The sequence below is a fragment of the Dyella jejuensis genome, from assembly GCF_044904675.1.
Classification (GTDB): Bacteria; Pseudomonadota; Gammaproteobacteria; order Xanthomonadales; family Rhodanobacteraceae; genus Dyella_B; species Dyella_B jejuensis.
Map to the genome: position 1 here is coordinate 314,488 of NZ_JADIKJ010000002.1, position 18,492 is coordinate 332,979.

The 18,492-nt window shown below is 56.1% G+C and carries 15 protein-coding genes and 1 pseudogene; 2 read left to right on the plus strand and 14 right to left on the minus strand.

Going from position 1 to position 18,492, the window contains the following annotated elements:
- Positions 1 to 195 precede the first annotated feature (195 nt).
- On the plus strand, positions 196 to 1,725 hold the full coding sequence (locus tag ISP15_RS03090; protein WP_404544949.1) for a DUF1800 domain-containing protein: 1,530 nt from the start codon (positions 196 to 198) through the stop codon (positions 1,723 to 1,725).
- 99 nt (positions 1,726 to 1,824) lie between these two features.
- Here ISP15_RS03090 and ISP15_RS03095 read toward each other — a convergent pair whose 3' ends face one another.
- From ISP15_RS03095 to ISP15_RS03145, 11 genes and pseudogenes are all read right to left on the minus strand, one after another.
- Entirely contained in the window at positions 1,825 to 2,283 is a 459-nt protein-coding gene (locus ISP15_RS03095; protein ID WP_404544951.1) for a DUF1579 family protein, read from the minus strand.
- Between the two features lie 4 nt (positions 2,284 to 2,287).
- Positions 2,288 to 3,202 (minus strand): sensor domain-containing protein, encoded by a 915-nt coding sequence (locus ISP15_RS03100; protein ID WP_404545343.1) that lies wholly within the window; start codon positions 3,200 to 3,202, stop codon positions 2,288 to 2,290.
- A gap of 11 nt (positions 3,203 to 3,213) precedes the next feature.
- Complete coding sequence (locus ISP15_RS03105; RefSeq protein WP_404544954.1) at positions 3,214 to 3,579, minus strand: PadR family transcriptional regulator; 366 nt, start codon at positions 3,577 to 3,579, stop codon at positions 3,214 to 3,216.
- A gap of 879 nt (positions 3,580 to 4,458) precedes the next feature.
- Positions 4,459 to 5,044, minus strand: a pseudogene (locus tag ISP15_RS03110) (transposase); the annotation flags it as partial.
- Between the two features lie 546 nt (positions 5,045 to 5,590).
- Complete coding sequence (locus ISP15_RS03115; protein WP_404544956.1) at positions 5,591 to 6,175, minus strand: hypothetical protein; 585 nt, start codon at positions 6,173 to 6,175, stop codon at positions 5,591 to 5,593.
- A 125-nt stretch (positions 6,176 to 6,300) separates the two neighbouring features.
- On the minus strand, positions 6,301 to 6,471 hold the full coding sequence (locus tag ISP15_RS03120) for a hypothetical protein (protein WP_404544958.1): 171 nt from the start codon (positions 6,469 to 6,471) through the stop codon (positions 6,301 to 6,303).
- A 172-nt stretch (positions 6,472 to 6,643) separates the two neighbouring features.
- Positions 6,644 to 7,747, minus strand: coding sequence for an ATP-grasp domain-containing protein (locus tag ISP15_RS03125; RefSeq protein ID WP_404544961.1), 1,104 nt, complete (start codon positions 7,745 to 7,747; stop codon positions 6,644 to 6,646).
- 33 nt (positions 7,748 to 7,780) lie between these two features.
- Complete coding sequence (locus ISP15_RS03130) at positions 7,781 to 9,916, minus strand: peptidase domain-containing ABC transporter (RefSeq protein WP_404544963.1); 2,136 nt, start codon at positions 9,914 to 9,916, stop codon at positions 7,781 to 7,783.
- Complete coding sequence (locus ISP15_RS03135; RefSeq protein ID WP_404544965.1) at positions 9,909 to 11,189, minus strand: HlyD family efflux transporter periplasmic adaptor subunit; 1,281 nt, start codon at positions 11,187 to 11,189, stop codon at positions 9,909 to 9,911. Before ISP15_RS03135 ends, ISP15_RS03130 begins: the two co-directional genes overlap by 8 nt.
- A 533-nt stretch (positions 11,190 to 11,722) precedes the next feature.
- Complete coding sequence (locus ISP15_RS03140; protein WP_404544968.1) at positions 11,723 to 12,361, minus strand: hypothetical protein; 639 nt, start codon at positions 12,359 to 12,361, stop codon at positions 11,723 to 11,725.
- A gap of 232 nt (positions 12,362 to 12,593) precedes the next feature.
- Positions 12,594 to 13,490: a LysR family transcriptional regulator gene (locus ISP15_RS03145; RefSeq protein ID WP_404544970.1), complete on the minus strand. Its 897-nt coding sequence runs from the start codon at positions 13,488 to 13,490 to the stop codon at positions 12,594 to 12,596.
- A gap of 87 nt (positions 13,491 to 13,577) precedes the next feature.
- On the opposite strand from ISP15_RS03145, the gene ISP15_RS03150 reads away from it, so the two are divergent.
- Complete coding sequence (locus ISP15_RS03150; protein ID WP_404544973.1) at positions 13,578 to 14,573, plus strand: aldo/keto reductase; 996 nt, start codon at positions 13,578 to 13,580, stop codon at positions 14,571 to 14,573.
- A 243-nt stretch (positions 14,574 to 14,816) separates the two neighbouring features.
- On the opposite strand, the gene ISP15_RS03155 is transcribed toward ISP15_RS03150, so the two are convergent.
- The 3 genes from ISP15_RS03155 to ISP15_RS03165 form a co-directional block, all read right to left on the minus strand.
- On the minus strand, positions 14,817 to 16,274 hold the full coding sequence (locus tag ISP15_RS03155) for a nitrilase-related carbon-nitrogen hydrolase (protein ID WP_404544976.1): 1,458 nt from the start codon (positions 16,272 to 16,274) through the stop codon (positions 14,817 to 14,819).
- The gene (locus ISP15_RS03160) at positions 16,258 to 16,839 is read right to left on the minus strand and encodes a TetR/AcrR family transcriptional regulator (protein WP_404544979.1); all 582 of its coding nucleotides are present in this window, start codon (positions 16,837 to 16,839) and stop codon (positions 16,258 to 16,260) included. The genes ISP15_RS03155 and ISP15_RS03160 overlap by 17 nt, the downstream gene beginning before the upstream one ends.
- A 411-nt stretch (positions 16,840 to 17,250) precedes the next feature.
- A complete protein-coding gene (locus ISP15_RS03165) occupies positions 17,251 to 18,339 on the minus strand; it encodes a fatty acid desaturase family protein (protein ID WP_404544983.1) in 1,089 nt (362 codons plus the stop codon).
- Positions 18,340 to 18,492: the final 153 nt, after the last annotated feature.

Consider the following 18,492-nt stretch of genomic DNA (forward strand, 5'->3'; position numbering starts at 1 on the left):
TCACCCCATCGCTTTAAATTCAACATGTTGGGGCCAGCTCTGGTGACGCCTGCGTCGCATTGATCAGAGCATCCCTAGGCCATCTGGCAGCGGCAATCCTTACCTTCGCAAGCTTTGACACCATTCACTGCAAGATCCAGCCGGCCACGGCACTATCCGCTCGAACGTCAACCGCGCTCCAAGGGAATCCGCCGCATGCGTCCGACCGCTCTCGCCGCCCTGTCGCTGTCGGCCACGTTACTGATTGCAAGCACGCTCGCCCGTGCCTCCGATCACCTCAACCTGTCCCAGGATGATGCCGCCTGGCTGCGTCGCGACAGTTTCGGGCTGGACACCGCCATCGTCACCCAGTACCGCGGCCTGGGTCGCAAAGGCCTGTTGGAAAAACAGCTCGACGATCGCCTCGGCGATGCGTTGCCGATCCCAATAGCCGCGCAGATCGCCTCCTACGAAGCGTTCCACACACCGCCCGGATCGCTGCTTGCCTCGCTCCAGCAACAGCAGCAGCAGATCAAGGCCATACCCGACGGGCCGGAAAAAATGGCGGCCAAAAAGGCGCTGCAAATGCGCGGCAATCAGCTTGGCCTGCAAGCGCAACAGGCCGAACTGCTGCATGCCATCTACGGCCCGAACCAGCTCAAGGAACAACTGGTGTGGTTCTGGCTGAATCATTTCAGCGTGTACGCCGGCAAGGGCCGCGTGCGCTGGGAACTGGCCGACTACGAACAGAATGCGATCCGCCCGCATGCACTCGGCAAATTCCGCGATCTGGTAATGGCGACGCTGGAAAGCCCGGCCATGCTGGAATTTCTCGACAATGCGCAAAATGCCAAAAGCCATGTCAACGAAAACTACGCGCGCGAGTTGCTGGAGTTGCATACGCTCGGCGTCAGCGCAGGCTATACGCAACAGGACGTGCAACAACTGGCGCTGATCCTTACCGGCGTCGGCATCACGCCCGCCAACGACAAGCCGCCATCCTTCAATCGCAAGTTTGCCCCGCTGGTGGTGCGCAACGGGCTATTCGAATTCAATCCGCAGCGGCACGATTTCAGCGACAAAGTGCTGCTCGGCAAGCCGATCAAGGGTAGCGGCTTCGACGAGGTGAAGCGGGCCATTGACCTGATCGTGCAGCAACCGGCGTGCGCGCAATTCATCTCGCGCAAGCTAGCCGAATATTTCGTTTCCGATCAGCCATCGCCGGCGCTGGTAGCCAACATGGCGCGTACCTTCCGCCGCAGCGGCGGCGATATCGCCCAGGTAGTGCGGGTGATGTTCGAATCGCACGAGCTATCGGCCAGTGCCGGCAAGAAATTCAAGGATCCTGTCCAGTTCGTGGTGTCGTCGGTGCGCCTGGCGTTCGATGGCACGCCGATCGCCAACGCGCAGCCGTTGGTGGGCTGGCTCAACCAGCTCGATCAGCCGCCGTTCGGCAGGATCACGCCCGACGGCTGGCCATTGGATAATGCAAGCTGGTCCAGCTCGGGCCAAATGGCGAAACGCTTCGATATCGCGCGCGCCATCGGCACCGGCAATAACCAGCTGTTCACGCCCGCCGGCAGCACCGCGCGCGCGGCCGGTTTTCCAATGCTGACCACCCGCTTGTATTACGACGCGATCGAACCGTATCTATCGCCGGCAACGCGCGATGCCCTGGCCCAGGCCACCTCGCAGCAAGAGTGGAACACCTTCCTGCTTTCATCGCCCGACCTCAACTACCGCTGACGCCACCTTCTTGCTCCCTCTTCCCTTCAGGGAGAGGGCCGGGGTGAGGGGCCAACCCGGCCATAAACCACACCGTGGAAAAATACCCAGGAAAAAACACTAAGCCTCCACCCGCCGATACTCGCCCTGCATCACCTGCTCCCAATTCACGCCGTCGAACGAACTTTCCAGCACCAGCCGGTAAATTCCCTCTGCCACCCACTCATAGCTGTGCCGCGTCTGACCGCGCGATGACGTGCGCAGGAATACCAGTTGCCTGCCATCCCAATGCCCGGTTGCAGGCTGCGCCGGCGCAAAGCCGTAGCTGTCGAACCAGTACAGTGCGAACTCGCCAGGCTCCTGGGCTGCGACAAAAATCGCGTGTGCCTGCAAGGCCGGCTTGCCCTCCCGCTCTTCGCGATAATCCTGCAGCAGCACCTTGCCGCCCAACGCGAACTCGGCGCGGACGTGCCCGCTGGCGGCGCCGCCCTGGCTCCAGCGAGTAGTGGCGATCTGTTCGTCGCCCTTCCACTCGCCGGCCAGCGCCGCAAGCACATCATGGCCTTGCATGGACGCCATGGCGCTACTCCCTCGCGACCAGCAGATGCTTGGCGAGCTGGCCGTGCAGCAACCCCAGCGCACGCACCATATGCAACGTGACAAACAACAACAGCACACCGACCACGCACAAGGTGAAAGCGCCGCCCCAACCGCTCAGCCACAGCAGCCAGTCGCAGATACGTGGCGCAGCATCGCAGGAATTCTGCAGGCCCCATGCATCCGCTGCCGCCTTCACCAGCGGTGCGCCGGTAAACGCCAGCGACACGCTAAGCATCGTCACCGTCAGCGTGAAATAGACGATGCCCAGGGGGAGCATCATCAGCATGTAGAACAGCGTGCTCCAGCTGCGCGGATCGCTGAACATCGCTCCGATCCGCCTCCACAACGACATGCCGCGGGTGGAGAACGCCGGACGGCGCGGCATGCGCACGCCGAGCATCGACTCCACCATGCGGCCCTCGACCAAGGCCAGCACGCGCACCGAACCAAAGAACAGCACCGTGAAAGGAATGCCGATGATCAGCACCGCGAAACCCAGCGACAACGAAATGCCGGTCACCGCCCAGGTGAAATAGAAGATGCCGGTCGCCAGCGCCAATACCATGTAGAACAGCGCCGCGTAGGTGCGCGGATCCGCCGCCACCCCGAAAAACCGCCCGGCCAGCGAACGCCGCTTCGGCGCTGGCGGCGGCCGCAATGCGCGCTGGATCTTGATCTCCTGGTCGCGATAGATCTCCGCCACCTCTTCCGGCGCGCCGTAGCTGCCCACCACCCGCGCCAGCATGTCCGCTTCGCCGCGGCCCGGCTGTTCGGCCAGCTCGGCACGCAGATGTTCTTCCGCGTCATACAGCGCATCCTGGATCAGCGCAGGATCGGCACCGCGCAAGGCGGTCCGCAACTGCTCCAGATACTCCGCAATCGTCCGCGGCGCTCCCATTGCACCCGTCGTCATCGCAACTCTCCTTGCAGAACCCTATCGACCGAATCGCGCGTGGCCTCCCACGCCGCCACCCATTCACGCAACACTTCGCGCCCGAACTTCGTCACCCGGTAATAGCGCCGCGGCGGGCCACTTACGGATGGCTCCACCTCGCTGGCCAGTAAACCGCTGGCTTCCAGGTTGCGCAGCACCGGATAAAGCGCACTCTGCTTGCCCGCCAGCACGCCCTCGCCCAGCTCCTCCAGCCGCTTGGCGATCTGGTAGCCGTACAACGGCTGCCGCGACTGCCCCAGCACCGCCAGCAGCACCAGCGAAACCGTACCGGTGGAAAGCTCCTTCTGGAATTTCTTCAGGTGCCCCGCGCTATCGTCCACGGCTGAGCTGCTCTTCCGCTTATGTCGGACAGAACTGTAGTGTGAAGTTCACACTAGTGCATGGGTATGAAGTCATGGCTCGCATGGGTAAGCCAGTGGGCATGACACCAAAACATGTGCACATTGCACACGTTTTGGTGTCAGAGGGGGTGCACATGTTTTGGTGTCAGCGGGCAATACACGCTGTACAAACTTTGATGTCGGAGGGGGTGTACAAACATTGATGCCAAACAGCTCAATAGACCGGAGATTTCAGGTTAGCTGCTAACCACTTCCTGGCTCATGGTTAGGCTCCCGGGGCTATTCAGCCCGCTTTAGTGCTCGTGGGCAAAAACGACGAGCGTGCCAAAAAATCCAGGATGTTTTGTGGGAAAATGACAACAATGTCAGTCACATACGAAACAGCCTCTAGGCAAAAGGCATCCCAAGAGGACTCCCAATTTTGACTGGCTATGCCGGTACTATGCGCTTTGTGGCGAAGGGAACGCCCCCCTTCGGCCGAAAAACTCGTTTGCGGTCAGGAGTCGCGGTCCAAATGGAACCAACCAATCCAAAGGTAGCTCGGGCAGGCACGGGCGGTCGCGCCCACTGGTACCCGTACTACGCGGGCTATTCACCAGATTTCGTGTCAGACATGCTAGATAGACTAGCGTTGCCCTCCGACGCGTTAGTTCTGGACCCTTGGAATGGATCTGGAACAACAACCACGATTTGCTCGATCAATGGAGTGGCTTCGACCGGCTTCGACTTGAATCCCACAATGATTGTAGTGGCGAAGGCAACGCTACTTCACGCTAATACGGCCAATAGTCTGGTTCCACTTTTAAGATCAGTCTTAGAAGTAGCACAATCCTCTACGCATAGTGGTGTTACGGGGACATCGGCCGTGCGATCGAACACGAAGTCCATCGACCAGACCTCATTCGGCGCCGCCGGGCGGAACAACGGTTGTCGCTCGCCCACCGGCACCTTCTTTCGCTTGCGCCGACGCACCTGCAGCCTTTCCTCCTGATACAGCCGCTCCACGCGCTTGTAGTTCACCGCCTCACCTTCCTGTCGAAGCTTCAGGTGGATCATCCCCACGCCGTAGCGCTTTGCCGTTGCGCCAGGGCCACAATCCGCTGGCGCAACACCACGTTACGGTCCGGCTGCGCTTGGTAGCGATACGCACTGGCGCTCATGTCCACGATGGCCAACGACCGCCGTTCGCTCAGTCCTTTGTCGATCATCTGGCGCACCCACTCACGCCGGGCCGGTGCGCCTACGGCTTTTTTCGTAGAACGTCCCGGATGACCTCGTTCTCAAGCATCTGCTCGGCCAGCAGCTTCTTCAGCCGCGTGTTCTCCGTCTCCAGCTCCTTCAGGCGCCTGGCAACCGGCACGCTCATGCCACCGAACTTGCTTCGCCACAGGTAATACGAGGCTTCGCTGAAGCCGTGCTTGCGGCATAACTCCTTGATAGGCATGCCGGCGTCTACCTCACGTAGGAAGCCGATGATCTGTTCCTCGGTAAACCGCTTCTTCACGTCCAATCTCCTTCAGTTGGGGGATTGGACTCCAAATCACTGCGCTACTCAAAATCGGGGGGACGTCGAAAGGGTCGTTTTAGGTGAGAACTGTCAAGACCTAAGTAATTGTTCTTATTGAGCATGCACAGACTTTGCCGCTTTCCAGCAAGCAAAGTACGTACACATCGGTCTCGAATTGCACAGACTTTGGTTTCCAATAGCGCACACACTTTGGCGTCATGCCCATGCGTAAATCAAACACGGCGCAGCATGTTTCGAGACGCGCAGAAATGCGCAAGCACTCGTCACGCGATGGGGCGATCTGCGTGCTGTAGTGTAAGTAGGCGTCTTTTGCGATCCCAAGACGCCATGCGGCGCCTCGCTGCACGGACAATCGCGGCTGCCCGACATGCCGCGCACGGCATCTATGAAATGATTTGCATATCGGGCGTGCCCATCCTGAAGCTGTCCGGCGAACTGCCGAACGCTCTCCAGCGCTATGAATCAATGTTTGGCAGCAGTCTTGTTAATTTCATCAAGGTGGGCCTGATTCTCACTCATGGTTGGCAGGCCCATTGCCTGCCGCTCTGCGTCAGAAATCACGTTTGAATCGGCTTGATACATCTCAAACTTACCTGTGGCTTTGTCTCGAATAAACTGTGTGCCGTACCATTGCGGGCGATTTCGCTTCAGCATGATTCGGTCCCAGGCGTCGGCTTCCAACTGTTTGGCCTGTTGATTTTTATCATCCAAATTCACAGCAGTGACGGCGAACGCATAGGCCTGCTCAATATCTTTTAGATCTTCGCCATGCTGAAAAATGACGGATGCATTGAAGTAGTCTTGCGTCGTCCGAATGCCACCATCAGCAAGGATTTTCTCAACCTCTCGTTTGCGCTCAGCATCTTTCCTGGCAACAACGTCCCAATTGATTTTTCCGCCCCCCGGCATTCGGTCGGCCTGATCTTGTTGTTCAAGCTTTGCCAGCAGCTGATTGTCTGAGGTAGCCGCCAGGATAGATTGCGAACATAGCGCAAGAAAAACGAATGAGGAGAAGATTGAGATTTTGGAACGCGTCGAACTGGTCATTTAGATAGCTGCCTTTTTTGTGAGCGACATGCGCATTCGATAACGAAAGATCCTGGCGACCTCGAGAGGCCGCCAGGACGATGCTTGAGTCTACTCGTTACGAAAAGACCCAGGACATCCGCTACTTACCAATCACACTGCATGGCAGTGTCGGTCGCAACAGTGCCCGACTGCGTCGGAACGGAGCCGCCATACACCATGTCGAACTCTTCGATCGACATGTCTTCGGCAACAACGCGGCCGAAGATGCGGGCCTGGGCGACATCCTTCACTTGGTTCTGATCTTTGAAGTTCATAAATTACTCCTTTTTAGGTGGGATGGCTGAATCACGAGAGGCTCGCAATCAGCATTTACATGGACAATGACTATCCGTGGTCATTGTTCAAAGAGGCGCTCGCTTTACAAGCTACTGGATGACGCGTTCCGCGCGCCAGAACGAGTCAGGGGCATCCGAGCCCCTCACAGATTCAATATTGGTTATCTAATATGTAAGGCTTGCTATCCACATGCGATCGGTATTCCCTGTCGGTAATTTCCCGATAGCTCTCAGTCGATAGAACATGTTGAAAGGACTCATCATGCGCGCCAAGACCCAAGATCGACGCATTCTCCGAGGCGACGAAATCGCAGAACGTTTGGAGCATGGGAAGATTTGGCAAATCGAGCTCTTTCCAGAGGAACTGACCCATCTGGTTTACTTCAAGGAAAACGTAATCCCCTGCAGCGTCGATGATGATGTCGAAGCATCCAAAGACAATTCCCAATGAATGCATCATCTTTCGGCAGCGTTCGACGACAACAGGCGGAAGTTCGCACGGCGAAATCTTCCAGTGCTCCTGGCGAATCGATCGCCAATCACATACGCCCCCGTCGTTATCCTTAGGTTCTATTTCAACCGAAATGCAGGCCTCCCCCATAAAGGTGGCGCGGATCTCTTTCTTTTTAAAAACCCGCTCCTGGAAGATTCCTGGGCATAGCCTGAGAGACTCTGCCTGCGCAAGGTGCGCGGATGTCACCTGCGTTGTCCTTGCCCGCGCATAGCGCTCACTTCCCTTCCATGAAGTCGGCGCAAACATTTTATGGATGGCCGCGGGCACCGAATTTATGAATTCACCTATCTCGACGACGTCATTGGATATCAAGGTTTTAGGCACCTTGAACCCGAGTCTCTTCGCCAGCACCAGTTGGCGCACTTTGTCGTTGGCCAGCCGTTGACCTGCAACAGGATTGATCCACAGGACGTCACTTCTGAATGAATTTTCCAAGGCGTCAAAGCAAACCTCCCACTCTCTTTCCGCCACGACCTTATCGCCCGGATGAATCGAGGAAGGGAGTAGCGCGGGGGTCAATCTACGCCACCACACGACATCAAATTCGTCGGTGGAGTACATTTTTCCTTCTGAACGAAAGACCACGTGCAGATAGGGACTAAATTTAAAGCTAAGACTTTCCCTGCTGGGAATGTCGGCGCCAATCCATCTCACGACTTTGTGGCCACGACTTTTCAGTGCAACCTCTGCCGCCATGGCATGAGCGTCGTTAATGTGCGTGCAAATGAATACCTTTTTCATTCCTTACTTCCATGCAAGCTAGCAACGTGTGAATTATGCGCAAACAACGGCCTTCTTCGCGGCAGGCGGTTCCGACTCCTCTGTAAAGCTTTGGAGGCTTGCGATATCAACGAAGCGATCGGCGCTCGCTATCGTCTCTTGACGATGAGCAACGATGACTCGTGTCACCTGGATCCCCGCTACAGCCTCATTGATGGCTCTTTCACGCTGAGCGTCCAAGTGGCTGGTCGCCTCGTCAAGAACAAGAATGCTCGGCTTTCTATAAAGTGCGCGCGCGAGAATTAATCGTTGCTTTTGTCCGCCAGACAAGGAGGATCCCATATCTCCAACCAGCGTCTCATACCCCATGGGCATGGCAAGTATTTCTTCGTGTATGCCTGCCATCTGGCAAGCCGCCACAATCGAAGATAGCTCGGAAGAAGCGTCATAAAGGGATACATTGTCAGCGATGCTCCCTGCAAAAAGATGATCATCTTGCATCACTGCCCCAACCATTTGTCGATATCTCTCCAGCCCATAGCGGCGAATATCGATGCCACCTATCGTTATGGACCCTACGGTAGGCTCGAGCAGCCCGACCAATAGCTTCACCAGCGTTGATTTCCCATGGCCACTTGGACCGGTAATGGCGACGCTTTCTCCACAGTCGATAGAAAGATTGAGCCCTCTCAGGACCCAAGGCTCACCCTCGGCATATCTGAAGCTGACATTTTCGAACCGAATGGAAGGATTCAACGCCGGGCCGACATATGTACTGAGTGCATGGGACTCGGGTGGTGTGAGCGCGATATCGGCGATTCTCTTCAGATGAAGGCCAAGAACTTTGAAGTCCACCACTTTATCGACGAATGAACCAAGCCTTGTTGAAAATTGGTCGGCCAATACTAAATACGCAACGAGCATGCCGGCTGACATAGACCCATTTATGACTAAATAGGCTCCTAAAGTGATAAGAAAAACTCGCTGAGTATTAATTATGGATTGACTTATTACGCTGAACGATAGAGTTATGCGCTGGGAAAGCATCGTTCGCCTGGCAGACTCATCGTTGGCCCTTCCTAGACGATCCTTCCGTGACACATGGCCATTGCCGAGCTTTATGGCTTGCATGCCGCGAATGGACTCCATCAGTTCGGATTGCTGCCTTGACGTGTAGACAAGTTGCTCTTCGCTTACCTGCCAAAGCTTTTTGTACATCACTACGCGAATAGCTATGTAAAGCGACAGGCAAAAAACAATAATAAGGGTCATGGCTTTGCTGTAAAGGACCAACAAAGCTAACGCACAGCCACCCATCAAACCATCGAGCAGCGCCTCAACAAAGCTGCTTGTCAGCGTCGTTTGAATGACCTGAACAGAGTTAAATCGCGACATGACATCGCCCATGTGACGCTTCTCGAAGAAGTCCATGGGAAGTCGAACAAGATGGCTAAATAGATTGGTTATCCATTGGCTGCTGACAGTTGCCCCCAACCAACTCAATAACCACGCCCGCACAATACCGAGGCCGCCCATAAGCATGGTTACGATCAGATAACCCACGGCAATGGCCACAAGCAAGCCCAGGTCGTTGGAAACTAGAACCTGATCCATGACCCATTGGAGCTGTAGGGGCAGAGCCAAACTAAATATTTCGATGGCGAATGCTATGCCAATGATTTGGGTAGCAACCGCCCCCAATCCTCTTATTCGTCCTGTCAGCGCTGAAATGGGGACTTGTTTTTCGGGTGACTTCTCGATGAAGTCAACCCCTTTAGAGAACTCAACCAACACACCCGTGAAGTGCTTGCTCACTTCCTGCGGGCTCATCATCACCCGCCCCCGGGCCGGGTCAAGAATCTCATAGTACTTCTGAGTCGCCCGACCAAGGACGACAAAGTGATTCAAGTCCCAATGCAAAATGCACGGCTTTTTGCAAATGCGTAAGTAATCTATATCCGCACGCCTAGCTCGAGTCTCCAATCCAAGACTCGAAGCTATATCAACCATGCGCCGAAGATTTACGCCCTTGAGAGACACGTTGAATCTTCTGCGAAGGCCAGAGAGATCGGACTGGTAACCGAAGTGGCTGGCGATCATGGCCAAACAGGCCAATGCACATTCCGTAGACTCCGTCTGCATGACGAGAGGCGCGCTTTCGTCTTTCCTCCAGGAGAACACATTACGCATGAAGAGGCTCCTTCGTTTTCGAGAAAGCCTCTTGCACTTTGTGATTGAACCCATAGAGCGGATCCAGGATCCAATCAATGAGTCGACGACTTCCCAAGAGGATATCGGCGTCCACGGCCATGCCGGCTCTCAGGCGTTCATCCTGCCCATATGCGTTGACGTATTGCTTATCCAAAGCCACTTCTATGAGATAGCTCGGCGATGAAATTTCGCCACCGGCGACCTTGGTCAAATCTTCGGGTGATACGGCGCTTTCTGACACGCTCAGCACGCGCCCACGATGGGCTCCGAATTTTTCATAGGGGAAGGCCCGGTAGCGAAGCAGAACCGACTCATCTGAATGGAGAAGGCCGACACTCGAAGTTGGCACCCAAAGCTCTGCCCTGAGAAAAGCGCCAGCGGGGAGGAGCGTAAGAAGTAATTGGTTGGACGAAACTGTTTGGCCAGTATGCGCCAGGAGGTTGGCTACAGTCCCTGCAGTGGTGGAGCGAAGAATGATCTTGTTTTGCGCCGCATTCTGCGCAATTTCCTGGTTTACTTGCGCGAGCTCCCTGGTTATATCGTTACGCTTGACGTCGAGTGACAAAGGTTCTTGAGTTATCTGCACCTGAGAATCATCAAGTTGTTGTTGCAGCTGCAGCACCTGCGAAATTAGTTGTTCATATTCGGCCATATCCTGCAGCGCGGACTCGTGCTGCTGGGATACTTGAACACGGCTGACCAGCCCTGAATTCTCGGCTTTCAACCACTGCTCGTACGTGGCGTTGGCGCTTTCAAACCGCTCCCTCTGTAGCTTGGCCTGCTTCTTGGCCTGCGCTATTTGGTCGCGCAGGGATGCGGCGGTGCTTTCCAGATTCTCCTTTCGGAGCGCACTCAATTCGGCTTGCTTTTTTGAATCTTCTTCCAGCCTGCTCTTTCTTATTTGAAGCTGCTCATTGATTCTTTCTTGCGTATCGCCCTGTTCTGCACTTATGGAGGCACCGGATATCTCAACCAGCGGCTGTCCCGAAGTAACCTCATCTCCTTGCGAGACAAGGACTTTCGTTACGATGCCCGGGGAGGAAGGAACGATGTTTATCAGTCCCGTATTCGGGACGAGAAATCCGCTTGCCTTCTGGCGGCGTTGAAATTGCGCAAAAAATAAAAGCGCAGTCAAAGCGGCAATAGCCGTCAAGCCCAGGCAGGCGTAAAACCATCCGGTTCTGGGCGGATCGATACGTACATCTTCAAGCCATGCCTTGCGCTGAGCTTCGATCACTTCCTTTCGAAACATTCACACGTCCTTATGGTGCTCACTGACCCGGCAAGTCGTCGTGCCAACCGCCACTTCCCCCATCACTGACCGCAGCGTCGCCTAGGCGACGCCATACGCGCTCCTTTCGGGCGTTGCACTAGCCTCCAAAGGCGTCTAACACCCTAAATAACATCGTTATTTTGGTTAGCATTCGATGAAACCCGAGCCTAAAAAAAGAAATGTGAAATTTATGTGTACGAGCTGGCCTGGCATAACAGGTCCGAATCGATGGGTCATAAACGCAGCCGGGCGTCCGCTTGCGCCAACTGCGCGCGGTCCAACAGGTCGGCCTGCAGGTGATGTATTGAAATGGGTGTGGCGCTTATGTGTGGATCAAACGCGGCGATCCACGTTTCGAGGCGCGAAAAAGCGCAAACAATCGTCGCGCGATAGATTGATCTGTGCGCCGTAGTGTGCGTGAGCGCATTTTCTCGATCCTAAGACGCCATGTAGTGCTTCGCCGCACGGACGAATGGCGGTTGTCTAACAGACCGAGCTAGCCATCTATGAAATTATTTGCATGTCGGGCGCGCCCATCCGCCGAGATGACACCGGCACGCCCGACATGACGCGACTAAAGAATCGCGGATCGCTTGAGTCATCACCTCAAACGACCCGCTGGCCACCACCAACTGATGTAGGAGTTGACACTGGTTATGCTCGATCATCTTCGATGTTGTGATTTCGGCGAATAGACGCTCAACAGGCAAACTTTGCAGAAAATCTTCTATCGGTACCGCCGCGCCGTTGCCACTAAGCGGCCGTAGAAACTGAAGCCGCTTGTCCAAGAAGTTTTTGGGTGAGAACGCCGGCTCCTCACCGTTGTCTTTACTCGGCTCCTGTGTCGCAAGAAATTTGAAAAATCGCTTCCAATCTGTCGGCACTACGTTGCTCCCCAACGTCTCGATGTAACCGCAGTACCAAGGGCCTTCTTGACCGTGACGTGTGTGGCGTCCTCGATTCAGCTCACCACTCGCCCCCTCTCCTACATCATCTGCAGCACCAGAGGTGAGCGATGAGTGGACGATCTTTCCGGTACACACTTTGGTTGTCAAAGGGTGGTTTTTGGCGGGAGCGAGCACCGCGTAAATCTTTGTTTCATAAAGGCGTGCACAGACTTTGCTAACAGACGGCAAGCTAAGTACGTACATAGCGCCGCCCTACGGCACACACTTTGGTTTCCAAAAGTGCACAGACATTGGTGTCAGAGGGGGTGTACATACATTGGCGTCAGCCGGCTCGGCTGGCCCTGAGACTAGGCATTAAAGGATGCCTGCCATGGCTGATCGGAGTATCTGCAACCGCATTAAATGGGCGCCGTCCAGGCGACGTCTCCCGGGTTTTGAGTAGTGCAGCGGCTTGGAATCCAAACCAGCGTGCTTATTAATCAGTCCGATAGCGCAAAGCGTCGCGAAACAACGTGAAGGCAGGTGAACTTTGACGCCTGCTCGGATAGTAAAGGTGGTATCCCGGAAACGACGGGCACCAATCGGAAAGAACGTGTATCAACCGGCCTTTCGCGACATGCGCCTGCACAATGTCTTCGGGCATATAAGCCAGCCCCAACCCCTTTAGGGCGGCATCCAGGCGCATGGCGATGTTGTTGAATACCAGCTGGCCTTCAACGCGCACTTTCAGTTTTTCCCCTTTCTTTTCGAACTCCCAGGCGAAGATGCCGCCATAGGTTGGTAAGCGGATGGTGATGCAGTTGTGCCGAATGAGATCTTGAGGGGTCTTGGGTCGTGGATGCTGGGCAAAGTATTTCGGTGACCCAACCACGGCCATCCGCACATCGGGACCAATGCGCACCGCGATCATATCCTTCGCAATATGCTCGCCCAGCCGGACGCCAGCGTCGAAACCCTCGGCTACGATGTCGGTCAGGCCGTAGTCCACGATGACCTCGATCTGGATGTCCGGATGATTCGGCAGGATTTTTGAGAGAACGGGCTGCAGCACCGTAATCGCTGCATGTTCGCCTGCCGTAATGCGCAACTTACCTGCCGGCTTGTCCCGAAACTCGCTAAGCAAAGCCAATTCGGAATTGATCTCTTCAAATCGGGGGGTAATCACCCGCAGCAGATGCTCGCCCGCCTCGGTAGGCGAAACACTGCGAGTTGTGCGCGCCAGGAGCCGGACACCCAGCCGCTCTTCCAACTGTCGCATGGCCCGGCTCAACGCGGGCTGCGAGATGCCGAGCTGAGCCGCCGCACGTGTAAAGCTGCGCTCTCGTGCCACGACCGAGAAGATCGCGAGCTGGTCGTAGCTTTCGGCGGCCATTTATCCACTCCAGTTATAAACCCTTTCCGATTATGCCATCTAGTGATGGCAATCCTCCGGCTCTAAATTGGCCACGTGGAGGACACTATGAAAACGCGCAAACTTGGCAACAGCCAACTTGAAGTATCCGCCGTCGGACTAGGCTGCATGGGCCTGAGCCATGGTTACGGGCCAGCCACAGACCAGAAGGCGGCGATTTCGCTGATCCGTGCCGCCGTGGAACGGGGCGTGACGCTCTTCGACACGGCCGAAGTCTATGGTCCTTTCCTCAACGAGGCGGTCGTCGGCGAAGCACTCGCTCCGGTGCGGGAGCGGGTGGTGATTGCCACCAAGTTCGGCTTCGATATCAATCCACTGACGGGCGTGCGTGGTAGCGATACCAACAGCCGCCCCGAGCACATCAGGGTTGCAGTCGAGGGGAGTCTCAAACGGCTGCGTACCGATCACATCGATCTGCTGTTCCAGCATCGCGTCGATCCGCAGGTGCCAATCGAAGATGTGGCCGGTCTAGTCAAGGAGCTGATCGCCGAGGGCAAGGTGAAGCACTTCGGGCTGTCAGAGGCAGGCATACAGACGATCAGCCGCGCACATGCTGTGCAACCGGTGACCGCCGTACAGAGCGAATACTCGCTATTCTGGCGCGGACCAGAAGTGGAGCTATTACCACTCCTTCAAGAACTCGGTATCGGCTTCGTACCGTTCAGTCCGCTGGGCGCAGGATTTCTAACCGGCAAGATCGATGAGAACACCAAGTTTGACCCGACCGATTTTCGCAATGTTGTACCTCGCTTCTCTCCCGAAGCACGCCGAGCGAATATGGCGCTCGTTGACGTGGTCAAGTCGGTGGCCGAACGCAAAGATGCCACACCCGCTCAAATCGCATTGGCGTGGTTGCTTGCACAAAAGCCATGGATAGTGCCGATCCCAGGCACCACCAAGCTCCATCGTCTGGATGAAAACCTTGGTGCTGACAGTCTTGGGCTGAGTGCCGAAGATCTAACGCAGATCGACAACGAAGTTTCGAAGGTTAAGGTAGAAGGCGAACGGTTGCCCGAGGCGGCGCTGAAAATGACCGGCCGATAATGTTTGTAGCCTCGCCAAGAACATTAGCCGCCGGCCTGGATTTTTTTAGCGCATGCTTTGGTTGCCAAAAGGCCCGGCCAAGCATCCGTCATGTAAGCATAACCGGCTGATTTAATTGCACCTGCACATACTTTGCTATTCGACAGCAGCCAAAGTATGTGCACGGCAAGCAGAAATTACACCCACTTTGGTTTCCAAAAGTGCCCACACATTGGGGCCAGTTCCGTGCCGACTCCGACTTGTTCAAGCACGAACCGGATGCGTTTGACCGGAGCTTTCTGCCGGCGCCTTGTACGGAACGAAAGCCAATACCAGCCATGCCGTCAGCGCGATCAAGTCCAGCCATGCGAACCAGTCTCCCCATTGCGCATAGAGCGTGTGCGTTTCGCGCAGCGGAAGATCGCCCACCAATTCGGCATCGCCAGCTTCGCTGGAAGCTTCCGCCACGACGCGGCCACGGTCGTCGCTGAGCGTGAGCCGGCCGGCATGCGCGGCGCGCGCGACGGCGAAGCCGCTTTCCACGCCGCGCATGATCGCAATGCGACTGTGTAGCCAGCCGTCTACGGTAAAATCCGAAGCGGGTACCAGCAACAGTTGCGCGCGGCGCGCGGCATAAGCGTCGCCAATGTCATGGAAATCCATGTCCTTGCAGATCGCCAATCCGATGCGCGGGTCGCCTTGAAGCATGGTGTAGTTGTCGCCCGGTATAAAAGGGTCCATGCCGGGGAGCAAATGGTGTTTGATGTAGGTGGCCGTGGACGTGGCGCCAGGTTGAAACACCATCAGCATGTTGCGATGTCCGCGCGGATCGCCGTGGAAGTCGACGCCGGAAGCTACGATCAGATCGCGCTGTTTCGACATTTGAGAAAATGCGGGAATGCCCGTATCCGCGGTGGCGAATGTCCCTTCTGGAGCCAGCACGATATGTGCACCGTCGTCGGCGAGACGACCGAATGCTTCCATGTAACGTGCTTCGAGCGCTTGCCCCTTCGGCTCGCTCAATGCAGCCAGGGTCGGCTTTTGCAACGATACCAGGCCAATGCGCATCGTTCCGGTCGCCGGAGCCTGAAGTCGCCAGCCGCCATACGCCACCGTGCCGGCCAGCAAAATAGCTGTAACCACGGCCACCGTGACACGACTGCGTCTGGAAGCGCGCGGCGTCGCCTGCAACGCGATGGCCGTGGGCACCAGCAGCAACAGAAAACCGATGCCCCAGATGCCGGTTATCGCCGCAACTTGAATCACGGCCAGCGCATCCATTTGCGTGTAGCTGATATTGGAAAACGTGGCGTGCGGCGAACGCAGATTCGTGACGTATTCGATGGCGACCCACATCGTCGGCACCGCCAGTGCGGCGGCCAGCGTATGACCGCGCAGCAGCAATCGCCGATACAGCAGCACGCACAGCATCAACATGACGCCCGATGCGCTGATCGCATACACATCGAAAAGCCAAGGCAGGCCGATATACGTGTGGAGATAAGTCCAGACGCTAAACGCACCTGCGGTATACGCGACAAAAGCCGAGAAGGCGGCCGAGCGCGCTTGAACCCGTGGTGCGAGCCATAGCACGGGCAACGGTGCGAGCCATGTCAGCCACCAGTGCGGATGTATGCCGCTACCGAACCACCAGCACAGCGCGGAGAGGGCGGTCGCTGCAAACCAGGCCTGCAGCGCGGAATAATCATGCCTTGATGCCATCGAGCAACCTCCTCAAGGATTGCAAGTAGAAAGCGCGAAACTGCGCCTCGTCATAGCTGAAACGTCCGGCGCGATAGAGCGCAATCAAGCCATGCTGGTGCGCCCAGATCGTCATCGTGACGTCGTGCGGGTCGTCTTGCTTCAACAAGCCTTTCGCCATGCCTTCGATCACGGCGTCAAGTGCGACATTGAAGGTGGGCGAAAGGCGCGCATGAAAATCTTCCGGGTAACGCCGCGCATCGTCGCGACGCACCGAAAAGGCGTGATCGAATAAATGCGGATGCGTCAGCGCATAATCCAGATAGGGTTCCATTAACGCGACCAGCCGCTTTAGCACGTCCCGGCTTCGCGCGCGCGATTTCCATTCGTGCGCGACGCTTTGGAAGCTGTCGTCGGAGAGCTTTTTCAGCAGCGCGTCCCGATTTGGAAAATGGCGATAGATCGCCATGGGCGTAATGCCCACCGCATCGGCGACGCGACGCATGGTCACCGCGTCGGCGCCTTCGCGTTCAAACAACACGCGCGCGGCCTTGAGAATCTTTTCGGGGGTCGTCAGGCGGGCCATGTATACAGTGTATACATGATGGCCGCGACACGGCAATGCTTACTAATGGGCTAGTCGGGTCGTGTCACAAAGCGACCGCCGGAAAAAGCGGGGCACGACTTTGGAGGCAGTTTGCTGGCCGCCACAAGTGGTTTTTTTGTTCGCTCGGGCGTTCCCAGGCCAGGTACGCCCCGAATCGGCAGATACGCGAAGGTATGGTATGAGCATTATCCAAGGTCCGCTTTCGAAGGCGGACGGTTCTCAAAGCCTCCAGCACTTACTTTGGCTGTCAAAAGCTTCGTATGTGCACGGTACGCACAAGTCACCATTTTGGTCGCACGGCGGGTAGCGCCACGATCGCTCGCTTCAATTGCTCCCTGCGTCGTTGCTGGAAAGACTCAAGCCTCTTTTACACAAAATCGGCATCAAGCCCTATCTGGGGCAGGTCGACTCGGCGACTTGTATTTCTTCGTGGTCCCGCTCGCCACCCGAGGCATGCAGGAACGACGGAGACACATCCTTGATTGCCGACTTGCCGCTCCATGGTAGCGCGTCACGATAAACGGAGATGGCATCGCGTTTGCGAAGATTTGCCATGTAAAACGGAAACGGTTCCTCGTGCGGATGAACATACCCGCGCGCAAGCATGTACCTGCGTATGCGATTCAACCGGTACCAGGGGGCGGCCGGAAATAGGTGATGTTCCGAGTGGCGATTGAAGTTCATCGCCAGGATGGTGGACAACCACTCGGGCATGTTCGCTGATCTGGCGATGTTGTCCTGCGCCGAAACAGGAATGGGTTCCGAGTTGGTATCTGAAAGATGCGAGAACAGCTCCAGATGCTGCGGCAAAGTCACGTTCTCCGTCACAAAGAGAAAGATGAGCAGCATCGGCAAAAAGTAGGATGCGTATACCGAAAATCCCAGCCACATGATGATTGCGAGGTGGGTGAATACGCAAAACAGATCGGAAAACAATCCAATCCGGGCGTTGTGGAAGTCACGGGCACGATATCGTTCCACTGGGTAGGCCCAGAATATCCCGTAGAAGAACTTCGAGATGGTCAAGGGTATCCACAGCTTCCATGTCGCACGGATCAATCCGAGCTTGGCTGCGGGAGCGTGATACAGACTGAGCAAATGACTCTGGGTTGGATCCTTGTCCACCACGCCAACCCAGCGATGGTGCGTGAGATGGATATTGCGCCATGGATAATAGGGGACAAGGCAGAAAATACTCGCAAGGTGACCGGTCAATGCGTTCCAGGTCTGGCTGGTAAATAAAGTCTTGTGTCCGCACTCATGGAGAATCGCAAACCAGCGGAAAATGACCACGCCGGATGCCAGTTCAAGGAGCCAGAAACTGGCGCTCCAGCGATTAACCAGGGTCAGTCCATAAACAAGCAGGACAGACAAGGTAAGTTCGAAGGTAACCATGAGGACACCATACAGGTTAATGGGGTCCAGTAATCCATCTCGTTTGAATTGGCTCTGCAATATCTTGAAGTCGCCAGTATTCATGATGAACGCCTCGAATAAATGATGCTCGCAAAGCTGTCGAGCGGAACCTGGAAACCTGCCCGAAGGCGAACGGACATGACGTGCCATCGGGCAAGCTGGTGCAACCCCGGGGAACAGGGTCAGATGATCTACAAGACTCACTCTGGCCAACCT